Origin of the sequence: Micromonospora saelicesensis (assembly GCF_900091575.1) — a bacterium.
In the GTDB taxonomy this organism is placed as follows: Bacteria; Actinomycetota; Actinomycetes; order Mycobacteriales; family Micromonosporaceae; genus Micromonospora; species Micromonospora saelicesensis.
Genome location: NZ_FMCR01000005.1, coordinates 248,434 through 274,070, shown reverse-complemented (window position 1 = coordinate 274,070; position 25,637 = coordinate 248,434). Strand labels below are relative to the sequence as shown.

Sequence of the window (25,637 nt, the reverse complement as noted above, 5' to 3'; positions counted from 1 at the left end):
AGCGGAGGAGGTTTCGTGCGCGCGAGAACATTTTTCACCGCCGTGGTCGTCGTCGCGGCGCTGGCCGTCACACCGGCGTCGGCCAGCTCGGCGGCTCCCGCCGACCCGCTGACACCGACCGGCTGCGTGCCTACCGATGCGACCGGTCGGCCGATCCAGCTCGGGCAGGCCGACAACGGGCGCACCATCTGCCTGCGACGGTGGCAACGGCTGTACGTCACGCTCGCCGTAGACCCGGTGCGATACCCCAACCCGTACAACTGGTGGACCCCAGTCCAAGCCAGCGGCGACGTCATGGTCGCCCTGCCGCTGCCGGCGCCTCCGCCGCCCGGCACGACCGCTGCCGCATACCGGGCTGTCCAGCCCGGCCGCGGCGGCCTGGCCTCCTACCGGGACGTCTGCCCGCCCGAGATACCCTGCGGCGCACCGGTGCTGCCATGGCGGGTGACTGTAGACGTGAACTGATCCCGGGACGGCCGGCCTGCGGGCCATCACTGGGATGATGTCGGAGAGGATCGGCCCGCTGTGGAGGCTGCACGTCGTGGAGTTAGCCGGGCTCGGGCCGATCCTGTTCGCCACCGTGCTACTGGCCGCCCTCGGCGCTGAGGTCGTCTGAATGGACCGACCCGGCGCCACCTCCCCGGCGCCCGGCGACCCCCGTGAAGACCAGCTCAACCGTGGCGAACACTCCATCGCGGCGATCTCAGGCAGCCGGCCGAGTCGGGCCGTCAAATCACACGTACCGCTCGATGTCGGCCCGATTGGCCGTGAGCGGGTCGAGTTCGTGGTCGGTGCACCAGCTCAGGAAGATGCGCAGGTCTGACTCAGGGTGCGGGCGGGTTTCGCCGCGGTAGCGACCGAGGTAGGCAGAGACCGCTGTTTGAAGTGAGACCCTGTAGGAGGCCAGCCCTCATCAACGATCAGACGCGCCAGGCGCAGACGTGCACGAGGAGTCAAAGCGGCGTTAGCGTGGGACACGAAGGCCTCCTGTTGCCGGAGCGGTTCCTAGACAGCTCCACTCCACAACCGGAGGCCTTCACCTACCTACGACATCAGATCGTGTCGTCATACAATCTCGACCAACGTCCCTGGGCAGTACAGCTAGTCCGAGCGCTCGGCGACATCGTCGCCGTGCTGCGCGACGCCGACCCGGACGACAAAGCCGAGGTCTACCGGCAACTCGGACTGCGACTCACCTACCAGACCGAAACGCAAACGGTGCGCGCTGCAATCAATCTCAGCGCACACCGTGGGCAAATCATTTGTGTCCGAGGGGGGACTTGAACCCCCACACCTTCCAATTGTGCACCAAACTCGGTGCACATGCTCATAGATTACAGTGCGACCAACTTAAGTTCAAATAGCCAGGCGTGTTGGCTAGGTTACGCAACGGATGAGGCGGATCTCCTGCCGGTGCAGCCCGGCTCCACTCGCACAGCGAGACCTAGCTTGCCTACGGCCTCCCTACGCGCGCCGATCTCGGCCGCAACTCTGATACCGGCAGTTCCGGGACCCGGTCGGAATTTCTGCACCGGACACCTTTAACCCTCAGCGATCCGCAACGGTATAGCCGGTAGGGCGCGAACACCGTCGCCAGCTGAGAGCGATCCAGGTAACCCAGCAACCATCGGGTGGTCCTCCCCGGTGAGAGCACTGAGCGCGCGCGCCACCTCGTATACATCTGCCTTGACATAAGTGCTGGTTGTTCCAGCAGCGGAGCGGCTGTCATGACCAGCGTAAGCTCGCGCGATGCCGTACCCGAAGTTGCGCTCTACCCAGGTTAGGGTCGTGTGGCGCAGCCAGTGAGTGCTGACCTGCTGTGTGGCCACCCACGAGAGATTTTTTCCCAGACGGTTCCAGAGGTAGTCGTAACGACGGCGCGTGACTGGTGCCCCACTTTGATACCTCAGGACTTGCCTGTTAAAACCACTTGTTGCTCTGTCGTCGTAGTGCTCTACCAACGAGCGCGCGAGTGTAGGTGATACTGGCTGCCACCGCACCGTCTCGCCTTTTTCATGTAGCTGAACTAGGCATTGCTCGACATCTACATCGGAGCGCGTCAAGGCGAGGGCCCCGCCTCGCCGGCATGCGGTCTCCTCGTGAAGCCTGAGAAGGAGCGCATCGAGTTGAGGATCGTTCCCGGTGCTGCTTGCGACTTCGTTAATCGATCTCAGTTGGGCCTCGGACAGAGCTCGGCGAGTACTGGCAAGTCGGCGAGGCTTGGGCACGCGGGCGGCGGGATTGGTGGCGGCGGAGATCAGCCCGTCGGTGACGGCGTAGGCGTACAGGCATCGCATAGCGGATATGAAGTGCTCTGCGGCGGTTCGTCCGCCACGGGAATTTCGCCTTATTACTACAGTCTTCTTCATGGTTTCGGCAAATTGCTTGATCTCCATCGGAGACGGCTCATCGATACGGCGTTTCCCCCAGACTTCCCCGACCCTTCTCCAATAGGTTCCATAGACGCGTCGGGTGCCTGCGGCGACGGCGAGGGAGACATGCGGGATGTACTCATCGAATGTCGGAACCTCTTTCTTCGGGGAGGCGCCTTTGAGAAGTTCCTCAGCCGTCAGTCCGAGCCGGTCCAATAGCAGCCGCACCGCTTCCACTTCGCTATTTCCTAGACGCTCGGATGCGCTGCCGGTCATCGCTTGATATCCTCTCGGGAGCTTATGCTGACTCCGAGTGCCCGATCGAGCCATTCCATAGTTCCCACCACGAGAATTCCGGTACGCTTGTCCGCCGCGAGGATTAGACGGTCCTTGTCGGCGATTCCTACCGAACGTCGGATGCTCGGCGAGAGGCGCAAGTGCCCCTGCCTAGTGATTCGCTCACCGCTCGATTCTCCGATGGCAACTTCGACTGTTCCCGAGCCAACGGCGAAGTCGACCATTTGTGCTGCAGTCCACCCCATAAAGCGAAGCGCCGAGCGGCTAGCCAGGCGTCCATGGCTATCGATTACGGTGATGGAGTAGTAGGTTGTCGGGCTTTGACGACGTGCGACGAGATCAGCAAGAGGGAGACCCGAATTGTTAGACGGGAGGAAATCAACCTCATCCCCCTCAGCACGAGGGCCACTTCGCCGGAGTGGAAAGGATCCAGATGATTCGCCCCTCGGCGCAAACGCCATGGTCGCCCCTCCTATGTGTAGTCGTCGTGGCTAGTTGGCAGCTCTTGAGCCGATGCCCGAATTCGCCCCCGTGATCACGGCGATCTTCCCTGCATGTCGCCCGGCTCTTGCCGAGCTTCGCTTTCTGCCCGGAGGGCAGCGCCGGACCGAGGTCCGGACACTGCCCTCCGTTAACCGGCCATCTGAGGTGGGGCAGCCGGCACGGTCTTTTCCTGCATCACCATTCACCGACCCCGTTCGCGGCGTTGTAGGTGCCGAGGTTGGTCTGCATGAACAGGTAGAACCGGGTGCCGTCCTTGACGTTGGTGGCGAGGTTGCGCCACTGCCCGGCCGGGACGTAGGTCCAACCGTTGGAGCAGGTAGCCCGGCCGACCCACACCACGCAGGCCCAGAAGGGTCCGCCCCAGGCGCCACCGTTCCCAGTGTTTCTGACCTGGATGTCGCGGCACTGGCTCGTGGTGCGGTAGCTGCCCGAGCGTGGGAAGTAGGCGTCCTCCAAGCCGTCGAACATGCCGAACGAGTCGTGCATGCCGAACGTCGCGCTGTACGGGGCGCTGCGGCAGCCGGAGGCGGCCTGGGCCGAGGTGGTCGTCACGACGAGAGCCGCAGCGGTCAGAAGCAGGGTGACCGCGGTGGCCAGGAGCCGCGGTGTCTTCGTGGCGAGTTGCGGCCTGTCGGCGTCGGGCCGGGTGGGGTTGAGCGACGACATTCTTCCTCCTGGTTGTCGTGCGGGCAGTTGGCAGCGGCCGGGAGGGGCGGCGCGCTGGTGGTCGGGATGACGTGGGGTGTCGTCATCGACCGGGGGCATGGGGGCCGGTGTCGCCCGGAGCTGCTGCGGCATCGGGAGCCGCGCGAAAGGCCGGCGACGGAGGCGCGGTGCTCATATCTCCGCCCCGGCCTCCGGTCGGCCGGTGGGGCAGTGGTGGAAGACCGGCTCCTGGCGGGCGTCGCCTAGGTATGGGGTGCCTTCGGTGTAGCCGGTGCCGCTTCGTTCGGGTCCGAGGATGCGCACGGCGAGCCGGTAGTGGGTCTGCCGCCACTGGTTGATCGCTGCGGCGAACTCGCGCATCGCGGCCCCGAGGGACGGGTCGGGTGTCGACTGTTGGGCGGCGTTGAGGGCATCGTCGAGGCTGACCTGGCCGTGCATGATCGCCGTGCGGACGTCGGGCACTGACAGGTAGGCAGGAGAGTCGAGGCGTGCGTTGCGGGGTGTACGGCACAGGGACTCGACGATCTTGTAGTGGCGGGACTGGATGGCGCTGGCGCCCGCGGTGAACGTGCGGAAGGCGTGGAACGCGGCGGGCTGGATGGTGGCCATCAGAGGCCAGAGCGATGCGCTCTCGCGTAGCAGCGATGCCGCTGCGGACAACCTGCTCGCGGCTCGCGGTACCTGTCCGGCCTCCACGGCGGTGATGACGTCGGTGAGGTCGGTGGCCAGGAGCGCGAAGGTTGTCTCGAATGCTTGAAGGACGCGGATGAACAGCCACTCGTCGTGGGCGATGTGGACCGGCAGCATGCTGACTTGCAGGGCGCGTCGGTCTTCGGCGGTGAGGACCATGCTGACGGCGGCAACGACGCGCCGGGCCAGGGTGACCTGTGAGCTGTCCGTGGTGTGCTCGACGAGGCTGAGGCGGCGCAGTGCCGGCATCGCCGCGCGTACCGCGTGTCGCAGCCGCTTGGCCACCAGGGCGGGTGCCGGGCGCATCTGAGGGAGCGGCGTGTGCTCGTTGTAGGCGGCTCGTAGTTCGAAGGCGATGAGGTCGGTCAGCAGGTTTACGTGCAGGCGGTCGCGCCGGGCGAGCTGCTGTGCTGCCGTGCGCGGCACCTGGTCGGGACCGGGTAGCCGCAGGAGGGCCAGGCCGAGGTAGGAGCGGTAGTCGTAGGTCCCGTCGACCTTGTCGAGCGCGCAGGCGAGGAATGCGGACAGGTACCTGGTGTTGGTGCCGATGAGCTGTGGGAGTCGGTCTCTCGCGGCGGCTAAGGCGCGTGTCCACTCGTCGGGTACGAAGTGTTTGCCGTGGTGCTGGTAGGCGGTGACGACCGCGTCGTACGGGAAGCGGTCGGCCGAGGGACGGCGCTGTGCGAGCCACCGGCGCACGGGTTCGGCGGTGGTCATCGCGATGCTCCGATCGGGGTGCGGGTGCGGGACTTGACTCGGTAGACGGCGATGGCTTCGCAGAGCGCGTCGATGTCGCTGTCGCTGGTGTAGGCGTGTGTGGCGAGGCGGATGACGTTGCGGCGGGGTGCGACGGTGATGCCGTGGTTGTCGAGCCATGCGGCCATCGCCCAGGCGTGGGGCTCGATGAGCGCGAGGTGCGCGCCACGCTCGTCCGCCGTCTGCGGTAGATGCACGATCTCGCCTTGGGCGGTCAGGCGATCTGCGGCGGAGGCGAGGAGCCGTTGCGTGTGCGTGCGGACCGCCGCCAGGTTCAGGTTCTCGATGAGCGACAGCCCTGCGACTGCCGTGTAGGCCGCGGCTACTGACGGTGTCCCGGTTTCGAACCGGCGGGCGTGGGTGGGGAAGTCGAGCCGGGTCGGGTCGAGTGCGTGCGGGTCGCACCGCCCGAACCAGCCGGTCAGGGCTGGCGTGGATTCTTTCGGGTGGCGGGCGTAGAGAAAGGCAAGGCCGGGCAGGCCCAGCAGGTATTTCCCGGTGCCGGCCAGCAAGTAGTCGCAGCGCAAAGCGTCGACGTGCAGCGGCATCACGCCGGCGGCTTGGTAGGCGTCGACGATGATGGCGGCGCCGGCGGCGTGGGCGGCGCCGGCGATGCGTCGGATGTTCAGGCGTGTCGAGTCTCGGTGGGTGACGGCGGGTACGGACACGAGCGCGGTGTCGGTGGTGATGGCGTGCAGGTAGTCGGCGGAGGTGACCCGGCCGGTGGGGGTGCCGCACCAGCGCACCCGCGCGCCCCGCTTCTCCTGCGCCAACCACACGTGGGCGACGCCGGGGAACTCGGCGGTGGTGGTGAGCAGGTCGCGTCGTCGGCGCCATCGCAGGCCGGACACCGCCTGGTGGGCGGCGATGCTGACGTTGGGCAGGATCGCCACCTGATCGACCTCGGCGCCGATGAGTCGGGCGAAGCGACGTCGGGCGTCGGATACCTGCTCTTCGGCGGCGCCCCAGAAGCCAGGGCGGACCAGGTCGTCCAACATCATGGTCAGCGCCTGGTCCATGTCACTGCTGCGGGGGGCGATGCTGCAGGCGGCCAGGTGCGTCGTCTGCTCCAGGCTCGGAAACCGGCCGCGGAGCGCTGCTGGCAGGGGTGCGGTGGCAGCGTTCATCGCGGGCCCTGCCGGCTCTGGCGGCCCCGCGGGCTGGACTCGGTCAGCTCGCTACGTGCCTCCCACAAAGTGGGGAAGCGGCGATGGGAGATGAGGCGAGTCAGGCTGTCGACCGGGGTGTTGCGGGTACCGAGTACACCGTGGCCAATGATGCGGGTGGCGACGGTGTAGTGCTCAGTACGCCACAACGCGATCTGCTCATCGAGGGACACCAGCGTCTCGGCGAGCCGGTACAGCGGGTCGGAGGGCTCGCCGCGGTGAAGGTCAACCGGCGTGAGGTCGAGGGAGGCGAGCATCCGGCTGAAGGCGATGTCGAGTTCGGTGGTGGCGTCGCGCAGATGCTTCCAACCGGGTGACTCAAAGCCGGAGCCGTTGCCCAAGGCGCTGCGGAAGGCGGCGAACCGCGCCGGGTGCAGGTGCCGGAGGATGTGCAGCTGCTCGGTGACCAGCCGCAGGCTCAGCGCCGCTCGCTGGATGAGCATGTCGGCCGCGCCGGGCTGGTCAGCGGCGATGTGCTGGAGCGCGCGCGCCAGGTCGTCGTGGATCAGCTTGAACCACAGCTCGGAGGCTTGATGGACGACCTGGAACAGAAGCTCGTCGGGGTGGGCCCGCTCGGTGGGACCGCGTTGCAGTGACAGCAGTTCGTCGGTGCGCATGTAGCGGGCGTAGTCGGTGCGGCCCGGACCGGGCAGCACGGCGGGCAGAGATGTCATGGGCACGATGTGGTCCTCCGCGTTGATTGATTCGGCGCTGTCGCCGTGTGGCGGTGCCTGGGAGGTGTGCGCTGACCGGGTGCGAGGGTCAGGCGTGCCGCGAGGCCAGGGCGACGGCTGCCTCGTGTGGCATCGGCTCGGCATGAAGCGGCCTTGCCGCGCAGGACCGCGGGCATACACGGCGAGGCAGAGGTTGGTGTCGTAGGTGGCCCTCACGTCGTTGCGATGGGCGTCGACGCCGAGGGTCGTGTTGTTCGTGACGGGTGGTTCTTTCGTGAGCGGGTCGTTGGCGCCTGGTGGTCGCGTTCTTGCCGGGTCCATCACGTCGCTGGCGGGCAGGGAGTCCAGTACCGCGTACCACCCGTCGACGCGTCGGTAGGCAGCTTGCGGCTGGTCGCCGACCGGCGGTGCCCGGCGAGGAGGCGGCAGACGTGCGTGCGGGTGCGGAGCGGGGCTTGTCGTCGGCCCGTGCGCAGCCGATCAGGGCCAACACCGTGAGACTGAAAAGCACGAGCAGCTTGCCTGTAGCCCGGTGAAGAGGCGGGGCCGCGCGGTGTCGCCCGGTGGTGCCGACCGACACCAGTGCGGCGGTTGCCCGTTGTCGGTCGCGGTACCTCACATCCGCGGCGGGTTGAGTTACTCGAATCCTCATTCGTCGGCGATACCAATCTGGGGGCATAGCGCATCAACCCGACGCAGCAATACGGCGAGCCACAGACCCGCGTCCCTCCCCCGTTTGTCGAGGACCGGGTCCAACCGGCAACGAATCCACCACAACACCCACGCCTGTGTCCATGAATGCAACTAAAGCTAGCCGCATATCAGGCGATGCCAACAACCTTCCACAGACACGTTGAGCTGCTGGAACAGCCGCCGACATAGCAGTCTCCGACGAAGAGCGAACTAGTGCTTAAGTCCCGGAGGCGCTAGCGTCCAACCGGCATTAGCGGTCGCGGCAGCAGCGGAACTTGCCCCACCGCATGAGCATCCCCGAGATGGAGAGGTACGAGTTCGTGAATTCCTATGCACCCTGGAGGCGAGGACACCTGACTGCCGCAGCGGTCATTGCTTCAACTCTGACGGCCGTGGCGTTGTTGGCGTCACCTGCCTGGGCCGAGGCGACCCCACCGGCTGCCGCAGCCACGACCGTCGGCACCGATGAACCCACGCCGCAGCGATCCTCGGAGGAGACCAAGCCCTCTGCGGCGGCGGAGCCGGCAGTCACCGAAGCTCCCGATCCGACGAACCCGCCGCCCGAGCCGGATCCCACCACTCCCTCGCCCGATCCCACCCCTCCGCCAGGCCCCGATCCGAGCACCCCACCGACCGACTCCCCTCCCCCGCCGGAGCCGACCCCGACAAGCCCCCGGCCGTCAAACACACCGCCCCGAGGCGGGGACACCGGACCTCAGCCAGGCACAGGCACCGCGCACAGCGGCGGCGGACCGCAGGCTCCCCGCGCAGACTCAGGCCCTTCGCTGCCGGTCACGGGCGGCAGCGTCGCTCCGCTCGTCGGCACCGGAGGCGTGGCCCTGGTAGCCGGTGTGGGATTGCTGTTGGCCGGTCGCCGCAAGACCCGTTAAGCCGCGCTCGCATCATCTGCGACAGCAAGGAGTAGCCAATGAGGACGCCGCACCCGGACCGGGCAGTCTGGCCATCCTCGACCGAGGACGTCCCGGCAACCGCGCCCGGCCGGGTGCCTGCGCTCTCACCCGTACGCCCCACGGCGTCGCCCCCGCCCGACAACGGCATGGGCGCAACGGCGGACCCGCCGCGCCCCGACTGCCAACGTTCAGCTGCCTCTGCCCCTGGGCATGGCCGGCGCCGCCGGTGGGCGCGAGGAACTGCGGCACTCGCTCTGGCGGCTCTGCTAGCCGGCGCCACCATCGGATTCGGGCTCCAGCCATGGGTACTGCCTCAGGCCCGCCACACAGCGGCGGCAACCGCACCCACCCCACCCGCCGGGGCGTTGTTCTCCCAACGTCAGGCAGCCGTCAACCGGGCCCGCCTACCGACGCCCGAACTCGCCGACTTCGCCAGCCCGTGGCTCGGCATCGGAGGCTGCTCGACCGACGCCATCAGCGAGGCCCAACGCGGCAACGGCGAATCAGCCCGCACACGCTGCACAGCCGGCATCGTCACCAGCTACTGGATCACCTATCGCAACCTCACCGACAGGGATGCTGCCCACGCTCGATACCGCACCCAAGCGATGAGCACTCCGGGCCTGGCGGCAGGTGCGACGGCCCCGACGCAGCAGATCGCCGCCGGCCGAAGGGTCCAGTACATCGAGTACGCCTATCGAATTCCCTCAGGCGATCGAGCAGGTGTCGGCTCCGCCTGAAAACTGACCCCGTGGTTCCGGCTGAATTTTGACCCCTTCCGGAAGCATCGGGAGGTGCTGAGCGTGGAGGACTGGGCGGAGATCCGTCGGTTGCACCGGGCGGAGCGGATGGCGATCAAGGCCATCTGCCGTCGGCTGGGGGTGTCGCGGAACACGGTGCGCAAGGCCTTGGCCAGTCATGAGCCGCCTCGTTATCAGCGGGCGGCGAAGGGTTCGGCCGTGGACGCGGTCGAGCCGCAGATCAGGGCGTTGTTGGCGGAGTTCCCGGACATGCCGACGACGGTGATCATGGAGCGGGTCGGGTGGACCCGTGGCAAGACGGTGTTCGCCGATCGGGTGCAGCAGCTGCGGCCGTTGTTCCGCCGCCCTGACCCGGTTCAGCGGACGGAGTATCTGCCGGGAGAGCTGGCGCAGTGCGACCTGTGGTTCCCGCCGGCGGACGTGCCGTTGGGCTTCGGGCAGGTCGGCCGGCCGCCGGTGCTGGTGATGGTGTCGGGGTATTCGCGGTGGCTGTCAGCGGTGATGATTCCGACCAGGCAGTCGCCGGACCTGCTGGTCGGGCACTGGATGCTGATCTCCGGCTGGGGTCGGGTGCCCAAGGCGTTGGTGTGGGACAACGAGTCTGCGGTCGGGCAGTGGCGGGCCGGGCGGCCGCAGTTGACCGAGGCGATGAACGCCTTCCGCGGCACCCTCGGCATCAAGGTGATCCAGTGCCGGCCGGCGGACCCTGAGGCGAAGGGCCTGGTGGAGCGGGCCAACGGCTATCTGGAGACGTCGTTCCTGCCCGGTCGCCGCTTCGCCTCACCTCAGGACTTCAACGCGCAGCTCACCGACTGGCTGGTGCGGGCGAACAACCGCCAGCACCGGATGCTGGGCTGCCGCCCGCTGGACCGGTGGGACGCCGACCGGGCCGCGATGCTGCCATTGCCACCGGTTGCGCCGGTGGTCGGCTGGCGGCAGACCACCCGCCTGCCCCGCGATCATTACGTGCGCTTGGACGGCAACGACTACTCGGTGCACCCAGCGGTGGTCGGCCGGCGGGTCGAGGTCACCGCCGACTGCGACCACGTGACGGTGCTCTGCGACGGCCGACCCGCGGCCCGGCACGACCGCTGCTGGGCAAGCCATCAGAGCATCACCGATCCCGCCCACCGGCAAGCCGCCGCAGACCTGCGCGTCGCTGCCCAACACACCCCGACGACCGCCGTCGACGCCCAGGTCGAACGCCGGCCGTTGAGCGACTACGACCGCCTGTTCGGCCTGGACGTCGAGGTGGCTGCGTGATGGCCGCCAAGACCAGCCGCAACGTCGCCTCGGAGATCGCGTTCCTCACCCGCGCCCTCAAGGCGCCGTCTCTGGCTGCCTCAGTCGAGAGGTTGGCGGAACGGGCCAGGACCGAGTCCTGGACGCATGAGGAGTTCCTCGCCGCCTGCCTGCAACGCGAGGTCGCCGCCCGCGAAGCCCACGGCGGGGAAGGACGCATCCGGACAGCGAGATTTCCGGCCCGCAAGAGCCTGGAGGAGTTCGACTTCGAGCACCAACGCTCTCTGAAGCGGGAGACGATCGCTCACCTGGGAACCCTCGACTTCGTGGCGTCGAAGGAGAACGTCGTCTTCTTGGGCCCGCCCGGCACCGGCAAGACGCACCTGTCCATCGGCCTCGGGATCCGGGCCTGCCAGGCCGGGCATCGGGTCGCGTTCGCCACCGCAGCCCAGTGGGTGTCCCGCCTCGCTGATGCCCACCACGCCGGTCGGCTGCAGGACGAGCTGGTCAAACTCGGCCGGATCCCGCTGCTGATCGTCGACGAGGTCGGCTACATCCCCTTCGAAGCAGAAGCCGCGAACCTGTTCTTCCAACTGGTCTCCAACCGCTACGAACGAGCCTCACTGATCGTCACCAGCAACAAGCCCTTCGGAAGGTGGGGCGAAGTGTTCGGCGACGATGTCGTCGCCGCAGCCATGATCGACCGCCTCGTCCACCACGCCGAAGTGATCTCGATGAAGGGCGACAGCTACCGGCTCAAAGACCGCGACCTCGGCCGCGTTCCCGCAGCCACCAAGACCAACGACTGAACATCAACAACCAGCGAGGGGGTCAACATTCGGCCGGAACAGAGGGGTCAAAGTTCGGCCGGCGTTGACAGCAGGACACATCGTGGCCGCGATCTGGTGGAGCGACCCCACAAAACCGGTCGCAGGAGTCTTCACCTGCTACTGGAATGATCTGGCATCCTCGTGGACGCCGCTACGTGACCTGTGGACGCAGGCCGACACGGCACCCGGCCAGCGATAGCCGGCCATGATGCGCCGGGCCTGCACCCGGCCAACCGCTGGCCACCGAAGCGATCCCCCCTCCGCGACCTCAGCCGTTCCCACCGTCCCGGGCCGCCTAACCGCGCCTCCGCCAGTCCGCGCCCAAGCCCTTGGCAGCACCGGCGGTGGTGTGATGGTGGAACACGCCGCAGCAGACGACGACTGGACCCGCTATAACCCTGGCCGCATCGCCCCCGTCAACGCCGCGCCGGGCTGGACCGCAGACGCAAGACAGGGCAGCTCGCTCAACCCTGCCAGTGCGACGGTCCGGCCTACGCCAAGCGTGGCCGGGCTCGTTGCGTCAGTCGTCGATTGGGTGGTCGCCCTCGCCGCGGCGCGCCGCGTCTCGGATCATGCCAGCGGCTTCATCGTTGGAGCAGCCGGTGGCGCGGATAAATCGCCGGCAGCGACGCACACCTGGGTAACGACGGCGTTGCCGTCGTTACCCACGTACTCGCGGCCGGCTTGTCCAGCTGACGAGCTTTCGGTTGTGCGGCAACGGCTTGAGGCGTTCGCCGCGGACGTGGTCACCCGCTGGTGCGGTCGGATCAGCGGGTGAAGGGTGAGACGGGACGTCGCCGGCTCAGCCCTGCCCCGCAGCGGCGCGGCGCACCATCCGGCGCGCCTCGTCGCGGGGCACGCCCGTGGCGCGCAGCAGGTCGTTGGCGATGGTCCGCAGCTGGGACACGACGATGGTGCCGGAGAATCCCATGTCCTGGCGGCACGCCTCGCCGGCCTCCCGGACCGCCGCCAGCACCCGCTCCCGCGCGCCGACGGGCTCCCGGGCGGCCAGGAACTCGCGGTGCAGCATCCGGACCGCCTCGCCGTAGTGTTCGACGGCGGCGGGCAGGCCGGGTGGCACCGGCTCGTGGTCGCGCAGAGTGGTGCCGATGCGGCGGACCAGGGTGCGGCTGTTGCGGAAGGCCCGTTTCATGTGCTCGACGCCGTCCCGGTAGGCCGCCAGCCTCCGCCGGCGGCGCCAGCGCAGCGGCGAGTGTCGGGCCACCTCGTCGGCGGCGATGACGACTTCGTCGAGCCGGTTGAGTTCCGGCTCGGCGGCGCGCATCCGGTCGAGCAGTTCCTCGGCGGCGCGGGCGTCGCCGCGGGCCAGGGCCTGTGCGGAGGCGCTCATCTGTCTGGCGAATACGTCGAGCGCGGGGTCGACGACGCGCCGTAGCGTCCGCGTCGGGTTGAGCGGGACGATGACGAGCACGACCAGCAGTCCGATAGCTCCGCCGATCAGTGCGTTGATGGTCCGGGGCAGTTCCAGGTCGGGGTTGTTCGGGGTGACGGTGGCGACCAGCACGCCCGTAGCGCCGGCCTGGGCCATCAGGGCGCCAGTGCCGCGGACCACCGCTGCCACGGCGATCGCCACAAAGACGGTGGCACCGGTCTGCCACGGCCCGGTGCCCAGCAGGCCGATCAGCATGTCGCCCACGGCGATGCCGAGCACCACCCCGGCGATCAGCTCGACGGTGCGGCGGGCGTTGTTGCCGATAGCGGCGGCGATCACACCGACCGCGGCGGCCGGGGCGAAGGTTGAATCCTCGTTTCCCAGCAACTCCCTGGCTGCCACCCACGACAGTGCTGCGGCGAGGCCGGCCTGCACCGCGAGGATGAAGTACGTCTGCAACCGCCGGTATGCCTCCTGGCAGGCCCGACGCAGCCCGGAGTCCGCCTTGGTCGCTGGCTGTTCACACTCCGAGACCCGCATAGGCGCGGGTACCCGGCTCATCCGGCGCCGAACGTCAGACGGGATGGGCCATGGCGCCGGTCAGCGCGACGACACCGGGTAGCCGGGTGTCCTGGCGCAGGAACTGCACCACCACCGGCACGGGTGAGCGCAGCAGGCAGCCGTAGGGACGGTCGAGTCGGACCGCCTCCGGGTCGATCAGGTCGTTGACCCGCACGTGCCGGATCCGCCGGGCGCCGACCAGGATCCGGTACGGCCCGACGGGCTCGGCGTCCTCGTAGTAGACGTCCAGGCTGACCTCGGTGTCCTGATCCGTGGCGTTGAGCACGCACAGCTGGTCGAAGCTGGTGAACTCCGGTTCCGGGCCGTTGCCGGGGAACGGCACGCGCCCACCCGGGACCACCCACGTCCGCGCGCCGATCTGCGGCATCACGCCTCCTCCAGCAGCCGGGCCAGGTCCGGGCTGAGGAACACCCCGTCCGGGTCCAGTCGGCGACGCAACGCCTGGAAGTCGTCCCAGCGGGGATAGAGGGGCCGCAGGTCGCGGGCGGTCAGCCAGTGTCTCTTGCCCCAGTGCGGCCGGCCGCCGTACTGCCGGAAGACCGCCTCCATGTCCCGGAAGTACTCCTCGTGCGGCAGCGAGGTGTTCTGCAGGCAGGCGACGGTCACGGTCGGCCGGCCGTAGGCGTTGCTGAGCCAGATGTCGTCCGCGGCGACGCTGCGCACAAGCACCCGCCACCCGGCCACCCGGCGGTGCCGTTGCATGATGCGCCGCCGTACCTCCGCGAAGCAGGCCGGAAAGGCCTCCACCGGCAGCATGTACTCGATCTCCTCGAAGCGCAGCTCCCGGTGCCGGGGGATGGCCCGGTGGGTGGGGGCCACGTGGACCTCGCGGGGCTCGTCCACGGCCGCCGAGCCCGGTACCCGCGGCGCGTGCCACACCCGCTCGTCCGGCGTCTCGTCGACCCGGTTCATGACCCGGACCTGAGTCAGGTCGCTGCGGGGATACCAGTAGAAGTCCATGTTGCGGTTGGTGTGCTGCAACTCGGCCAGGTGCTCCAGGGTCCAGGCGACGGGCGCGCACCAGGACCGGCGGTGCAGCTGGTAGCGGGGCTGCACGGCCAGCGTGACCCGGGTGAGGACGCCGAGGGCGCCCAGCGAGAGCCGGGCCGCCGGCAGGAGCTCCGGGTTGCGGTCGGCGCTGACGTCCACCGTGTCGCCCGTGCCGGTGACCAACCGGACGCCGGCCACCTGCGTGGAGAGGTTGCCGAAGCCGAGGCCGGTGCCGTGGGTGCCGGTGGCGGTCGCGCCGGCGATCGACTGGTAGTCCACGTCCCCGAGGTTGTCCATCGCCAGCCCCGCGTCGTACAAGCCCTCACCCAACGCCCTGAGCTTGGTGCCGGCGCCGACCGTGGCGCGCACGCCGTCGTCGGCGATCACCCCAGCCAGCCGGTCGAGGCTGGCGAGGATCCCATCGGTACGCACCAGCGGGCTCGACGAGTGCCCAGAGCCCACCGGCCGCAACGTCGTCCCGGCCTCGCGGGCCCGCCACACCAACGCCCGCACCTCGTCCTCGTCCGCAGGCTCGGCATACTCCGCCGGGATGAACGACAGGCTGCCAGACCAGTTCACGAACTCTCGTTCCACGTCCCCTCCTCCTCCCACTGGACGCAATGGCTTACCCGCCGATACGACAGACAGTCACCCACATGATCTGCCGCCCGCGTGGCCCATGCCGGGGGCCGCCATGGATGAGTACCGTCGGCTGCTGACATGTCGAATTCGGTAACCTGTCGGGTGGGTAAGGGCTCCTCGGTCAAACCGAGGCCGACCGCTAGGTCGTGGCCGGCTGGCTCCTAGTACTCCAGCCGCAGCTGGTGGAGTCGGAGTCTTCGCTGGTAGTGGGCTGTTCTGGCGCGGTACTGGTGTCGGCGTCGCCATCGTGACCGTCGATGGATGTGGTCGAAGGGTCGGATGGTGGTCGATGACCTCGCCACCACCCCCGCGATCGTCATGGGCCGCCGGATGGACATCCTCGGCTGGTACCGCCTGGCAGCCGCCATGATCACCGACTTCGCCAAAGTTGCGGAAAAGCACCGCAACTATGTGCGTATCCTGTTCACCAATCCGGCCATGCGCACCCTCTACGCCGACTGGGAATCCGTCGCCAGAACTGCGGTCGCGCAACTGCGCATGCAAGCAGCGAAATACCCCGACGACCCCCGCCTGGCCGGGCTCGTCGAAGAACTGTCCGTGCGAGACCCCCAATTTCGCACCTGGTGGGCCGCCCGCACCGTCGCGAGCCTGACGACCGGCAGCAAAACCCTGATCCACCCCCACAATCGGCGAACTGGTTCTCGACTGGGACACCCTCGTCGAAGCCAACGACACGGAACAACAGCTCGTGATCTGGACCGCCCCACCCGGCAGCCCACCACGACGCCCTACGGTTCCTGGCCTCCTGGACCGACGAAACCCCCACTCCGAGACTCCATAAGCAGGAGGGCTAACCACTCTGTGACTTCCACCGCCGCGCCGATCGACGTTTTATGGCCAGACCCTCGGGTAGCACACCTGACAGCAAGCCTGCCCCGGGGACTGTAAGACGAACGGTGTAACTCCTGATCAAGGAGCAGCACCTGATGACGGATGTCGTGATCACCGGGTCGATATGTTGGCGAACGCGCAGGACTACCCACCGTCATAGTGGGTAGTCCTGCAGACCGATCGACCCACGGGTGGGAGAAGCCATGCCGGTCTACGGCTACCACGCCTCGCACGAGCAGTTCCCGCCGAGTGAGCTGCTGCGGCTGACGGAGAGCGCCGAAGAGGCCGGTTTTGGACGGGCGATGTGCTCGGACCACTTCGCGCCGTTCGGCGCCGAGCAGGGGCACTCCGGGTTCGCCTGGTCTTGGCTGGGTGCCGCGCTGGCCCGTACCGGCCTGCCGATGGGTGTGGTCAACGCTCCCGGTCAGCGGTACCACCCGGCGGTCGTGGCGCAGGCCGCCGCGACGCTGGCGGAGATGTTCCCGGGCCGGTTCTGGCTGGCGGTGGGCAGCGGGCAGGCACTCAACGAGCACATCACCGGGGATCGGTGGCCGAGTAAGTCGGAACGCAACGCCCGGTTGTGGGAGTGCGTGGAGGTGATCCGCCGGCTGTTCGCCGGCGAGTGCGTGACGCATCGTGGGCTGGTGACCGTGGACCGGGCGCTGCTGTGGTCGCGACCGGCGCAACCGCCTGCGGTGTACGCGGCGGCGGTGACTCCGGAGACTGCCGGCTGGGCCGGGTCGTGGGCGGACGGGCTGATCACCATCAACCAGGGCGTCGACGCGGTACGGCGGGTGCTCGCGGCGTACCGGGACGCCGGTGGGCGGGGGCCGGTGCTGTTGCAGGTGCACCTGTCCTGGGCCGTCGACGAGGACACGGCGCTGCGGGTGGCGCACGAGCAGTGGCGCGCCGCGATCCTGGGCAGCGACGTCGGCTGGGATTTGGTCACCCCGGCGGACTTCGCCGAGGCGACCGCGTATGTCCGGCCGGAGGACATGCGGCGGCACGTGCTCGTGTCCGGCGATCCGGCACGCCACGCGTACTGGCTGCGCGAATACGCCGACCTCGGCGTCGACGAGATCTACCTGCACCACGTCGGGCGCGACCAGGACCGCTTCCTCGACGTGTTCGGTACCCGGGTGCTGCCGGAACTGGCATGAGCTTTTCACCTATCGACTCGTACGCCTTCCTGTCCGACACCCACACCACCGCATTGGTGGGACCGGACGGCACCGTCGAGTGGATGTGCGTACCCGATGCGGCAGGCGACGCGGTCCTGGCCCGGCTGCTGGACCGCGACGTCGGGGGCCGGTTCTCCCTCGCCGTCGCCGGCTGCCCGGTGCCGGCCCGCCGCTACCCGCCCGGCACCCTGGTGCTGGAGAACCGGTGGGAGGGCCCGGACGGCACGGCGGTCGGCCAGGACATGCTGGCCATCGCGCCTGGCGACGCAGCTCAACCGATCAGGGCGGAGCACGTGCTGCTGCGCCGGGTGCGCGCCGAAGCAGGTGTGGTCCGGCTACGGGTGGAGCTGACCCCGCGCCCCGGCTTCGGCAAGCATCCGGTGCGGTGGGAACGCTGCGGCGACAGCTGGCACGCGCGGGGCACACCGCTGCGAGTGATCACGGACCTGCCTACGTCGGTGGCCGATGGGACCTTGATCGGCGAGGCGGAGCTGCGGGCCGGACAGAGCGTCACGCTCCTGTTCGGCTATGCCGACACTGTCCCCCCTCTCGCCGCCGCCGACGGGCTGTCCGCCCGGACCAGCGCCACCTGGCGGGACTGGTCGGCGCGCAGCACCTACACCGGCTTCGCCGCGGAGGCGGTGCGGCACAGCGCCCTGGTGCTGCGCGGTCTGTCGTACGACAGGACCGGCGCGCTGCTGGCCGCTGCGACCACCTCGCTGCCGGAAGAGGTCGGCGGGGTACGCAACTGGGACTACCGCTACACCTGGCACCGCGACGCAGCCCTGCTGCTGCTCGCCCTGTTCCGCCTCGGCCACGTGGAGGAAGGCCGCCGCTACATGCAATTCCTGCTCAAGTTGTGCGCTGACGAGCAGCCGCTTCCTCCGTTGACCGGCATCCACGGCCGGACAGACGAGGAACGGCAACTGCCACACCTGTCCGGCTACGCCCACAGCCGACCCGTTCGGATCGGCAACGCCGCCGCCGAACAGACCCAGTTCGACACCTACGGGCACGTCCTCGACGCGGCCCTGGCCTACCAGCAGCTCACCGGCGAACTGGCGAGCGACCAGTGGAAGCTGCTGCGGCGACACGTCGACACCATGGCCCAGCGGTGGCACGAACCCGACCACGGCCCTTGGGAGATCCGCGGTCCCTGCCGGCACTACGTCGCCTCCAAGATGATGACCTGGGTCTGCCTCGACCGGGGAATCCGCCTCGCCGAACTGCTCCACGACCGGGACGCACCGGTGTCGCGGTGGCAGCAGGCACGCGACACACTGCACGCCGAGATCCTCGACCGGGGCTACGACGAGCGGGTCGGCGCCTTCGTCATCGCGTACGATTCGACCGACCTGGACGCCGCGCTGCTGCGTATGCCGCTGGTCGGATTCCTGCCCGGCGACGATCCGCGGGTGGTCTCCACCATCGAGCGGATCCGCGAGGACCTCACCATCGCACCGGCCCTCATCCGCCGATACAAGATCGACGATGGCCTACCCGGTGAAGAGGGCGCGTTCCTGCTGAGCTGTTTCGAACTGGTCTCCGCCCTTGCGCTGGCCAAACAGCACACCGAAGCCCGGCGCCTCTTCGACCAACTCACGAACTATGCCGGACCCCTCGGGCTGCACCCCGAGGAACGTGACGCCGACGCAGCCGCACTGGGCAACCACCCGCAGGCGTTCACCCACCTCGCCCTCATCGAGGCGGCCATGAACCTGGACGCGATCGGCGATCGCGACGCCCTCCACGCTTGGGCCGAACGCCACACAGCCCGAGCCGACCCAACTCGAAGTCAGGTAAAAAGCTCATCTGACTGTGAGGCTGGCCGGGTCGGCCCTCAAGTCATGGACTGATGGTCGGTAGTAGTGGACGTGATCCTACCTCTGAGCGGCTTTGCGCCTTTGAGTGGCTTTGTCCGTCCGCTGCTGCCGGCACCCGGCCCGGCGGAAGACGTTTGGCCTGATCGGGAGCTTGACCGCGCCGGTGAAGCCGAAATGGCCGAACGGGGCTGAGTCGATCGCAGGGGGATGCGGCCTCCTGGGCGGGTGCGGCAGCGGTGGGAGGCGACTGCCTCGGATACGGCGTCGAGGTCGTCGGTGGTGGTGTAGGCGTGGGTGGCCAGGCGCAGGACGCCAGTGCGGGGTGCGGCGATGACGCCGCGGTGTCCGAGCCAGGCCGCCATGGCCTCCGCGTGTGGCTCGACGAGCGCCAGGTGCGGGCCTTGCGTGTCGACGTCGGCGGCCAGGCGCACAATCTCCATGGACAGGCCGGCGACGGCGGCGTAGACGGCGGCGACAGCGGGTGTGCCGGTCTCGTAGCGGCGGGCGTGTGGCGGGAAGTCCAGGACGGTGGCGCGGTGGGCGTGGGGGTCGGCGCGGCCGAGCCAGCCGGTGAGGGTCGGCCGTGGTCCGTCGGGGTTGCGGACGTAGAGGAAGGCCAGCCGGGGGAGCCCGAGCAGGTACTTGCCGGTGCCGGTGACGAGGTAGTCGCAGTGCAGGGCGTCGACTTCGAGGGGCATCACGCCGGCGGCCTGGTAGGCGTCGACGAACACGGCTGCGCCGGTGGCGTGCGCGGTGTCGGCGATACGGGCCACGTCGAGGCGCCGGGAGTCTCGGTAGGTCCCACCCGGGGGACTCGAAGCCTGAGCCGTTGCCCAGTGCCGTGCGGATGACGGCGAACCGGGCCGGCGGCAGAGACCTCAGCATGTGTAGCTGCTCGGTGGTCAGGCGCAGCGTTTCCGCGGCGCGATGCAGGAGCAGTTCGGCTGCGGACGGCCGGTCCGCGTCGAGGTGCGCCAGGGCCCGCAACAGGTGGGATCGGGTGAGCTTCAGCCACAGCTCGGTGCTCTGGTGCACGATCTGGAACAGCAGCTCGTCGGCGTGCACCCACTCCCCCGGCCCTCGTTGTAGGGACAGCAGGTCGTCGGTACGCATGTAGCGGGCGTAGTCGGTGTCACCGGATCCCGGCAGCACAGCGGGCAGAGGGGACGTAGGCATAGGGGTCTCCAAGGGCGTTCGGGCAACTGCCCGGGTGGCTATCGCGTCGGCAGAGGCGTGCCGGTGGCACATGCCGGGTCAGGTGCGCAGGGCGGCGAGCGTGGAGGCCGCTACGGCGCGCACTCGGGCAGGCAGATCCCCGCGCAGGACCGTCCCGGGACGCAGCGGAGCGGCAGTGACAGTCAGGTAGAGATTCGCGTCATAGGCGCAGATGGCGAAGCCGCTGGCCCGGTCCACGTAGGCGTAGGCGGCGGACCCAAGGCCAATCACGTCCATGCTCGGCCCATCAGACTGCTGGGCCTGGCGCAGGCCCTCGTACAGGAGCCTGCCGGAGCCGGGCGCCCCGATGTCGGCACGTACCGTCACCACGATGCCGTTGGGCAGGCGACCCACCGTGGCAGTGCATGCCGTGCTGACGGTGCTGCCGGCCGCGCGGGAGTCGTCCTGTTGGCTTCCGACCGGACCGACGATCTCGGAGATCGGTGTGAGGGCTACCTTCGAGCACAGCGCGTCTACCGGGCGATACGGCGCTGCGGTCGACGCGCCTGCGGTGGGCGTCGTTGCCTCGGCCGTCCTGGTGGTGCCGGCGGTGTCGGAAGCGGTGGTCGCCGTGGTCGTGCCCGAAGCGTCTTGAACTCCGGGATGTTCGGTACAGCCCGTTGCCGCCAGGACCACGGCGACAAAGACGGCCATCGCCGCAACTGCGCGGTGCCGCGCAAAGAACGGGTACGCCTTACGGCGGTCACGGTATTGATTTAGGGCAGACAATGGGGGCAGGATCACAGGATCCACCTATCCCGGGGATACAGGGTAGTTGCCCGCGCGAATTAACCGGGCATGCTTTGACGCAGACCCGCTCCCCAGTCATCGGGACTGCGTCGTTAACGCAGCAAATTCAGCACAGCCCTGACCTCAGTGTCCACAGTTTCGGCTACCCCTAGCCACATTTACTGCCCTGTTGTAACACGCTCGTACAACACCTGAGCAGGGATGAAGCGCTCATCAGACGCACAATCGAAGAATGCGCCTTTCGGGGGCAGGCGATTCGCCCTGCTCGAAAGCACAAGCGCTACGGCGTGAACCTGCTCGACTTGAGGGCGACTTCCAGGATGGCGAGGGTCCGGAGGTCGGCCTAGCGGTCGCCGTTGAGCACCGAGCCGAACCGGTCGACCCCGCCCCGGGTCGGTAGCGCCACCACTTGAGCGGACAGCCTCGCCGCTCCTATCACGCCTGCGCGATGCGCACCGATGGCAGCCTGTGGCGCTGGGGCGACAACTCGTTCGGGCAGCTCGGCGACGGCACCACCACTCACCGGTCGACCCCGGCACAGGTGGCCCTGCCGGGCTGACCGCCACCGGTGGACGAACTGGGCCGTCGATCCGCGCCGCTGCCACGTCAGCGACGGCGCGGGCCGACGGCACCGCGCCATCGGCCGGTGTCGCGCAAGGAGGTTGGGGAGAGCAACCGCACATTGCCGGCACCGAACGCGGTCTCTCACGCGACGCCACCCAGTGCCTCAACCGAGCCGCGGAGCAGGCATGTGTACCCGCTGGCACCGGGCACCGAGCCCGAAGAAACACCATCGAGGTCGACGAGAACACCCCGCAGGCGGGGTACCTGCCAAACGTGGCACGAGCGGCAGGCCTACCCATCGCCGATAGGCAGGCTAATCAGGCCGGGGCGCGGGTGCGGACATCGGCGGCGTGGCCGAGGCCAGCTATTGCATGATCAAAGGACGGCCGCCGCCCGCCGGGTATTCGACAAGGACCCGGACTTGGCGCCTCTCACCGCCACAATCAGAGATCGATGGCGACGGCTCCCCGCATTGGCGAAGCCGTGGGGCCGTCGGCGTAGGGGTCCGGCTCGCCGAGTTCGGGGCGCCATTCGTTGAGCGGCACCAGACCCGGTTCGATCAGCGTCAGGTCGCCGAAGAGAGCAGCGAGTTGCGCGTCGGTGCGCAGCGTAATCTCGGTGGCGGCACGGGCTCGGAAGACGGCCTTGCCCTCAGACACGGTCGTGTTGTCGTACCGATCGGTCACGACGGCGCTGATGTGGGAGATGACCATCGCGCTACCGGGGGCGAGCCGCTCGCGGATCGGGGTGACGACGGAATCGATACGAAGTGAACCAGGCGCGGTCAAGTGTCCCCGCTTTGTCGCCGCGCCAGCGGATCCACAACCCGAGCGTCGTCCACCGCAACTCGCCGTCGGGGGCCCGGAACCCGAACTCGAGCCACCACACCCCGGTTTTCTCTCGGCCCGGCGTCCGGTTGTGGTGGCGGTCAGCCAGGTTGCCGGATCCCCGCTGCGACATGGACAGGGCCGCCGGGCTAGTGTCGCCGTCGATCATGGTGGGAAACCACTGCCCGCTGGTCAGCGACTTACCGGAGCCGTTGGGCCCGACGAGGGCGCACCAGCCGTTGTGGAACAGGAACTGCTCATCAACCCAGGCCCAGGAGTTGACGACGCCAGCGCGCACCGGCTGCCAGCGTCCGACTGCAGCGGGAAGGGCGTCAACGGTGAGAGCGTGCGTGGCGCCGAATCCCGCGTCGAACAGGGTGACGTTCGCGGGCTGATCAATGGACTTGCTCATGCTTGCCGTCCTGGTCGAAGAGAGCGTCGTCGGTCAGGGGTAGCTCGCCGCGGCGGTCGGGGGTAGCGACGCGCACCCGCCAGTGGCCGTGTGCGCCGGTGGTGGTCCAGGCGGGCGGCCGGTCGCTGGTTCGGATGAGGATCCCGGCGGCGACGAGGCTTGCGAGGGCTTCCTGGGTCAGAGTCTGGAGCGCGGCGTTCGATCGGAAGGACTTGGCCCACTCGGGCTGGTCTGCCTTGGCCTCGGCGATGACCGCCTGGCAGGCATCCTCGGTCAGCGGCTGCGGCGCCCCGCCGGTGTTCAGCCACTGCACGATAAGCAGGGCGGCTTGGCCCGGGATGGAGTGGGGTTGAGGGAAGTCGAGGTCCGTGCTGCGGCGGCCGGAATCGGCGGTCAGCCACAGATCTCGGCGCACCACGCAGGTCAGCCCGGCGACCATCGCGGCTTGAACAGCCTGGCGGCGGCCACCCGGCGAGGCGAGATAGGTGGCCTCGATGCCGTCGCCCCCGAGAGGCACTACGGCATCGTCTATCACCGCGCGGAGCGCGCGGTGCCGCCGCTGCAGGTCACGCTGGTTCTCCGAGGCGTGGTCGGGAAGGGCGGCCTGGTCCTCGCACAGCTTGGCGACGTGTGTGTGCGGCTGGCTCAGGTCGATCTGCAGTTGGGAGATGGCTGGCGCTGCCAGTAGATCGTTGAGTCGTTCAGGGTTACAGGTGATCACGATGTCGTTGCCGGCATCTGTGCCGGCGGCCGTCAACGGGCCGTCGCTGGTGATGAAGCCCCACTCGCGCAGCAGCTCACACGCGTCGACGAACGCTCGCCGGTGTTGCTCGGCCTTGGCACGCGGCTCTCCGGCCTGTGTGACGACCTGGAACGCCGGTAGCCTGCCGGCGCCGGATTCTGCCGCGCACGTGCGGATCACTTCTCGCTGCAGATCGCCGAAGGTGATCTCGGGACGCCGCCAGAGCTGTTCAGCGATCAGGCACAGCAGAGTGAGCACCAGCACGGATACCTTGCCTGCGCCTTCGCGCGGCAGGCAGCTGCGGTCCTGCGGCGGTTGGTGACGCCGTTTGAAGAGCCGCACGTACCGCCCGAGGTTGGAAATCCTTACCCGCCATCCCAGGGTCGCGTGGAACCACTGCCGCAGGTCGTCCTCGCGGGCCCGGGCTGCTCGGAACAATTCCGGTTCCGTCTCCTCGGTCAGGAAGGGCTTTCGCAGAAGCGCCGGGATGACCGGCGCGAGGTTGGCCAGTCTGTCCTCACGGGGCTCAAGAAGGAACTCGTCGAGGGCGGTCATCGATGCGACCTGGTCGAATCGGCGACGACGGGAGAGATCTCGATCCAGACGTCGGGCGCGGTGAGGCTGCCCTCGGCGGTCTGGACGGTGGTCACCCTGCCGATACGGCCTGGTTTGAGTCGCATGCGGCACCGCAAGGTGAGCGCTTCCCCGTACCCTAGGTCGGCGTCGTAGCTGTCCATGGCTTCCTCCAGCAGGTCGATCAGTACCTGCAAATGGGCGCTGTCGATGCCAGCGAAGTGGGTCAGGCCCACTTGGCCCGGCGTTAACAGGCCTTCGGACAGCTCGGCGAGCCTGGCCATCTCTGCCAGGGCAGCCTGCTCCTCCGCCTCGCGCGACAGCGCCAGGTTTTCCATCCGGTGGGCGGTCCGTGGCGTCGATGTGCTGGGGGCGCGACTGCGGAGGCTCACAGAAACGTTGACGCTGGGCCCGGCGGCGACGGTGACTGCCGGCAGGATGTCGTCGTCCTCATGAGGGACCTTCGGGTGTTGGGCTGCCCACATCCCGGTGGCGGCGGCGAAAACGGCGTAGGCGTCGGCGTCGGCGCCTTGGGCGTGGATCATCAGCGCCAGCTGCCGGAAGTCCGCCGCGAGATCGCTGGTGCGGTTGGAGGCATGGTAGCGGCGGGTGATGGCCGAGAGCAGGGCATCGATTGCATACATGGCCGAGTCGATGATCTTGTCGATGTTGCCGCCGGGCGTGAACCACGCGTCGAGGCTCTCCAAGTGCGTCACAGCGTCGTCGATCCACGCCGCCGTGTCGCCCATTTCGACGGCGCCCGCGCCGGATGCGCCTGTTTCAGCGATAACGGCGTAGCCTTCCACCCGGATAGCCTCGAGGCTGCGCCTCAACGGCGCGAGCGCTGTCTGAGTGTGCTGCACGAACTGCCGCAGCACCACCATGATGCGCGTCCGGCTCTCGCCGAAGACCTCATCGTCGGTGACGTCATGCTGATTCAGCATGCGCATCGCCTCGTAGTAGTCGCCGGCTGCGTTGAGCAGCTGACCGACCTGCGACCGCACGGCGGCGATGTCCAGGGCGACCCGCATGGGCTCCTTGTCGAGGTGAAGGAGGAGCTGACGTAGCGTGTCCTGGATTGAGTCGATTAGCCGCGGGGGCAGCGCAAGCACCCGATCGAGGTCGTTGATCGCGTCGCGGACCGACCGGACAATGATGCGGCCCTTCTTGCTCAACGCCCACGCCTCCTGACGGCGGTGGCCGTCGCGGAGGTCCTCTCGCGATGCCGTTGGGCTCAAGAACGGCAGTACCAGACGCATCTGGACCAGCTCATCGAGCCGGCTTCGGAGAAGGTCGGCGGGCATAGGCTCGCCGTAGCCATCCCGCGTCATCTGCTCCGCGATGTCGCGCATCGTTGACAGCGGCGCAGTGCCGCTCAATCGCAGCAAAGCGGAGAGAACAGCGGCGTAGTCCTCGCGGGCGTTACCCAGCGGTTCGCCGACGAACCGCCACATGTCCGGCTCGATAGCCCGCCACCAATCGGTTCGCATCATCCTCCCTTCTCGCGCGACCATCAATGCAGTGGATGC

The 25,637-nt window shown here is 68.4% G+C and carries 20 protein-coding genes and 3 pseudogenes; 8 read left to right on the top strand and 15 right to left on the bottom strand.

What is annotated here, in order from left to right:
• Window positions 1-15: 15 nt before the first annotated feature.
• Entirely contained in the window at window positions 16-465 is a 450-nt protein-coding gene (locus tag GA0070561_RS22460) for a hypothetical protein (protein ID WP_141710426.1), read from the top strand.
• Between the two features lie 1,076 nt (window positions 466-1,541).
• On the opposite strand, the gene GA0070561_RS22450 is transcribed toward GA0070561_RS22460, so the two are convergent.
• The 5 genes from GA0070561_RS22450 to GA0070561_RS22430 form a co-directional block, all read right to left on the bottom strand.
• A complete protein-coding gene (locus tag GA0070561_RS22450) occupies window positions 1,542-2,648 on the bottom strand; it encodes a tyrosine-type recombinase/integrase (protein WP_091404268.1) in 1,107 nt (368 codons plus the stop codon).
• A 699-nt stretch (window positions 2,649-3,347) separates the two neighbouring features.
• On the bottom strand, window positions 3,348-3,839 hold the full coding sequence (locus GA0070561_RS22445) for a hypothetical protein (protein ID WP_244166381.1): 492 nt from the start codon (window positions 3,837-3,839) through the stop codon (window positions 3,348-3,350).
• A gap of 171 nt (window positions 3,840-4,010) precedes the next feature.
• A complete protein-coding gene (locus GA0070561_RS22440; protein WP_091404267.1) occupies window positions 4,011-5,246 on the bottom strand; it encodes a tryptophan 2,3-dioxygenase family protein in 1,236 nt (411 codons plus the stop codon).
• A complete protein-coding gene (locus GA0070561_RS22435) occupies window positions 5,243-6,412 on the bottom strand; it encodes an aminotransferase class V-fold PLP-dependent enzyme (protein WP_208603827.1) in 1,170 nt (389 codons plus the stop codon). Before GA0070561_RS22435 ends, GA0070561_RS22440 begins: the two co-directional genes overlap by 4 nt.
• Window positions 6,409-7,125 (bottom strand): tryptophan 2,3-dioxygenase family protein, encoded by a 717-nt coding sequence (locus GA0070561_RS22430; RefSeq protein ID WP_244166413.1) that lies wholly within the window; start codon window positions 7,123-7,125, stop codon window positions 6,409-6,411. Before GA0070561_RS22430 ends, GA0070561_RS22435 begins: the two co-directional genes overlap by 4 nt.
• A gap of 1,969 nt (window positions 7,126-9,094) precedes the next feature.
• Between GA0070561_RS22430 and GA0070561_RS22425 the strand changes: the two genes are divergently transcribed.
• Genes GA0070561_RS22425 through istB form a run of 3 tightly spaced genes read left to right on the top strand, consistent with a single transcriptional unit; the run spans window position 9,095 to window position 11,541 of the window.
• A complete protein-coding gene (locus tag GA0070561_RS22425) occupies window positions 9,095-9,469 on the top strand; it encodes a hypothetical protein (protein WP_208603826.1) in 375 nt (124 codons plus the stop codon).
• A gap of 54 nt (window positions 9,470-9,523) precedes the next feature.
• Window positions 9,524-10,753, top strand: a complete 1,230-nt coding sequence (gene istA, locus GA0070561_RS22420; protein ID WP_091404260.1) for an IS21 family transposase — start codon at window positions 9,524-9,526, stop codon at window positions 10,751-10,753.
• Window positions 10,753-11,541: an IS21-like element helper ATPase IstB gene (gene istB / locus GA0070561_RS22415; protein ID WP_091404255.1), complete on the top strand. Its 789-nt coding sequence runs from the start codon at window positions 10,753-10,755 to the stop codon at window positions 11,539-11,541. The genes istA and istB overlap by 1 nt, the downstream gene beginning before the upstream one ends.
• 823 nt (window positions 11,542-12,364) lie before the next feature.
• Here istB and GA0070561_RS22410 read toward each other — a convergent pair.
• The 3 genes from GA0070561_RS22410 to GA0070561_RS22400 are packed head-to-tail and all read right to left on the bottom strand — an operon-like array spanning window position 12,365 to window position 15,121.
• A complete protein-coding gene (locus GA0070561_RS22410; RefSeq protein ID WP_244166380.1) occupies window positions 12,365-13,516 on the bottom strand; it encodes an FUSC family protein in 1,152 nt (383 codons plus the stop codon).
• A gap of 13 nt (window positions 13,517-13,529) precedes the next feature.
• A complete protein-coding gene (locus GA0070561_RS22405; protein WP_244166379.1) occupies window positions 13,530-13,904 on the bottom strand; it encodes a sensory rhodopsin transducer in 375 nt (124 codons plus the stop codon).
• Window positions 13,904-15,121 carry a D-arabinono-1,4-lactone oxidase gene (locus GA0070561_RS22400; RefSeq protein WP_091404242.1) on the bottom strand — a complete coding sequence of 406 codons (1,218 nt, stop codon included), beginning with the start codon at window positions 15,119-15,121 and terminating at the stop codon, window positions 13,904-13,906. Before GA0070561_RS22400 ends, GA0070561_RS22405 begins: the two co-directional genes overlap by 1 nt.
• Window positions 15,122-15,448: 327 nt before the next feature.
• Here GA0070561_RS22400 and GA0070561_RS22395 point away from each other — a divergent pair, with 327 nt between their 5' ends.
• From GA0070561_RS22395 to GA0070561_RS22385, 3 genes are all read left to right on the top strand, one after another.
• Window positions 15,449-16,078 carry an MmyB family transcriptional regulator gene (locus GA0070561_RS22395; protein WP_208603825.1) on the top strand — a complete coding sequence of 210 codons (630 nt, stop codon included), beginning with the start codon at window positions 15,449-15,451 and terminating at the stop codon, window positions 16,076-16,078.
• A 146-nt stretch (window positions 16,079-16,224) separates the two neighbouring features.
• The gene (locus GA0070561_RS22390) at window positions 16,225-17,181 is read left to right on the top strand and encodes a TIGR03885 family FMN-dependent LLM class oxidoreductase (protein ID WP_091404239.1); all 957 of its coding nucleotides are present in this window, start codon (window positions 16,225-16,227) and stop codon (window positions 17,179-17,181) included.
• Window positions 17,178-19,058, top strand: coding sequence for a glycoside hydrolase family 15 protein (locus GA0070561_RS22385; protein WP_091404237.1), 1,881 nt, complete (start codon window positions 17,178-17,180; stop codon window positions 19,056-19,058). The genes GA0070561_RS22390 and GA0070561_RS22385 overlap by 4 nt, the downstream gene beginning before the upstream one ends.
• A 188-nt stretch (window positions 19,059-19,246) precedes the next feature.
• Here GA0070561_RS22385 and GA0070561_RS34350 read toward each other — a convergent pair.
• From GA0070561_RS34350 to GA0070561_RS33140, 3 genes and pseudogenes are all read right to left on the bottom strand, one after another.
• Window positions 19,247-19,840, bottom strand: a pseudogene (locus GA0070561_RS34350) (aminotransferase class V-fold PLP-dependent enzyme); the annotation flags it as partial.
• Window positions 19,841-19,892: 52 nt separating this feature from the next.
• Window positions 19,893-20,138, bottom strand: a pseudogene (locus GA0070561_RS34345) (tryptophan 2,3-dioxygenase family protein); the annotation flags it as partial.
• A gap of 141 nt (window positions 20,139-20,279) precedes the next feature.
• Entirely contained in the window at window positions 20,280-20,894 is a 615-nt protein-coding gene (locus tag GA0070561_RS33140) for a hypothetical protein (RefSeq protein WP_141710423.1), read from the bottom strand.
• A gap of 544 nt (window positions 20,895-21,438) precedes the next feature.
• Here GA0070561_RS33140 and GA0070561_RS34340 point away from each other — a divergent pair.
• Window positions 21,439-21,543, top strand: a pseudogene (locus tag GA0070561_RS34340) (hypothetical protein); the annotation flags it as partial.
• 454 nt (window positions 21,544-21,997) lie between these two features.
• On the opposite strand, the gene GA0070561_RS22355 reads toward GA0070561_RS34340, so the two are convergent.
• The 4 genes from GA0070561_RS22355 to GA0070561_RS22340 are packed head-to-tail and all read right to left on the bottom strand — an operon-like array spanning window position 21,998 to window position 25,601.
• Entirely contained in the window at window positions 21,998-22,267 is a 270-nt protein-coding gene (locus GA0070561_RS22355; RefSeq protein ID WP_091404226.1) for an SAM-dependent methyltransferase, read from the bottom strand.
• 4 nt (window positions 22,268-22,271) lie between these two features.
• The gene (locus GA0070561_RS22350; protein WP_091404223.1) at window positions 22,272-22,793 is read right to left on the bottom strand and encodes a hypothetical protein; all 522 of its coding nucleotides are present in this window, start codon (window positions 22,791-22,793) and stop codon (window positions 22,272-22,274) included.
• On the bottom strand, window positions 22,777-24,090 hold the full coding sequence (locus tag GA0070561_RS22345; RefSeq protein WP_091404219.1) for a DUF2398 family protein: 1,314 nt from the start codon (window positions 24,088-24,090) through the stop codon (window positions 22,777-22,779). The genes GA0070561_RS22350 and GA0070561_RS22345 overlap by 17 nt, the downstream gene beginning before the upstream one ends.
• Window positions 24,087-25,601, bottom strand: coding sequence for a DUF2397 family protein (locus tag GA0070561_RS22340; RefSeq protein WP_167362462.1), 1,515 nt, complete (start codon window positions 25,599-25,601; stop codon window positions 24,087-24,089). The genes GA0070561_RS22345 and GA0070561_RS22340 overlap by 4 nt, the downstream gene beginning before the upstream one ends.
• Window positions 25,602-25,637 lie beyond the last annotated feature (36 nt).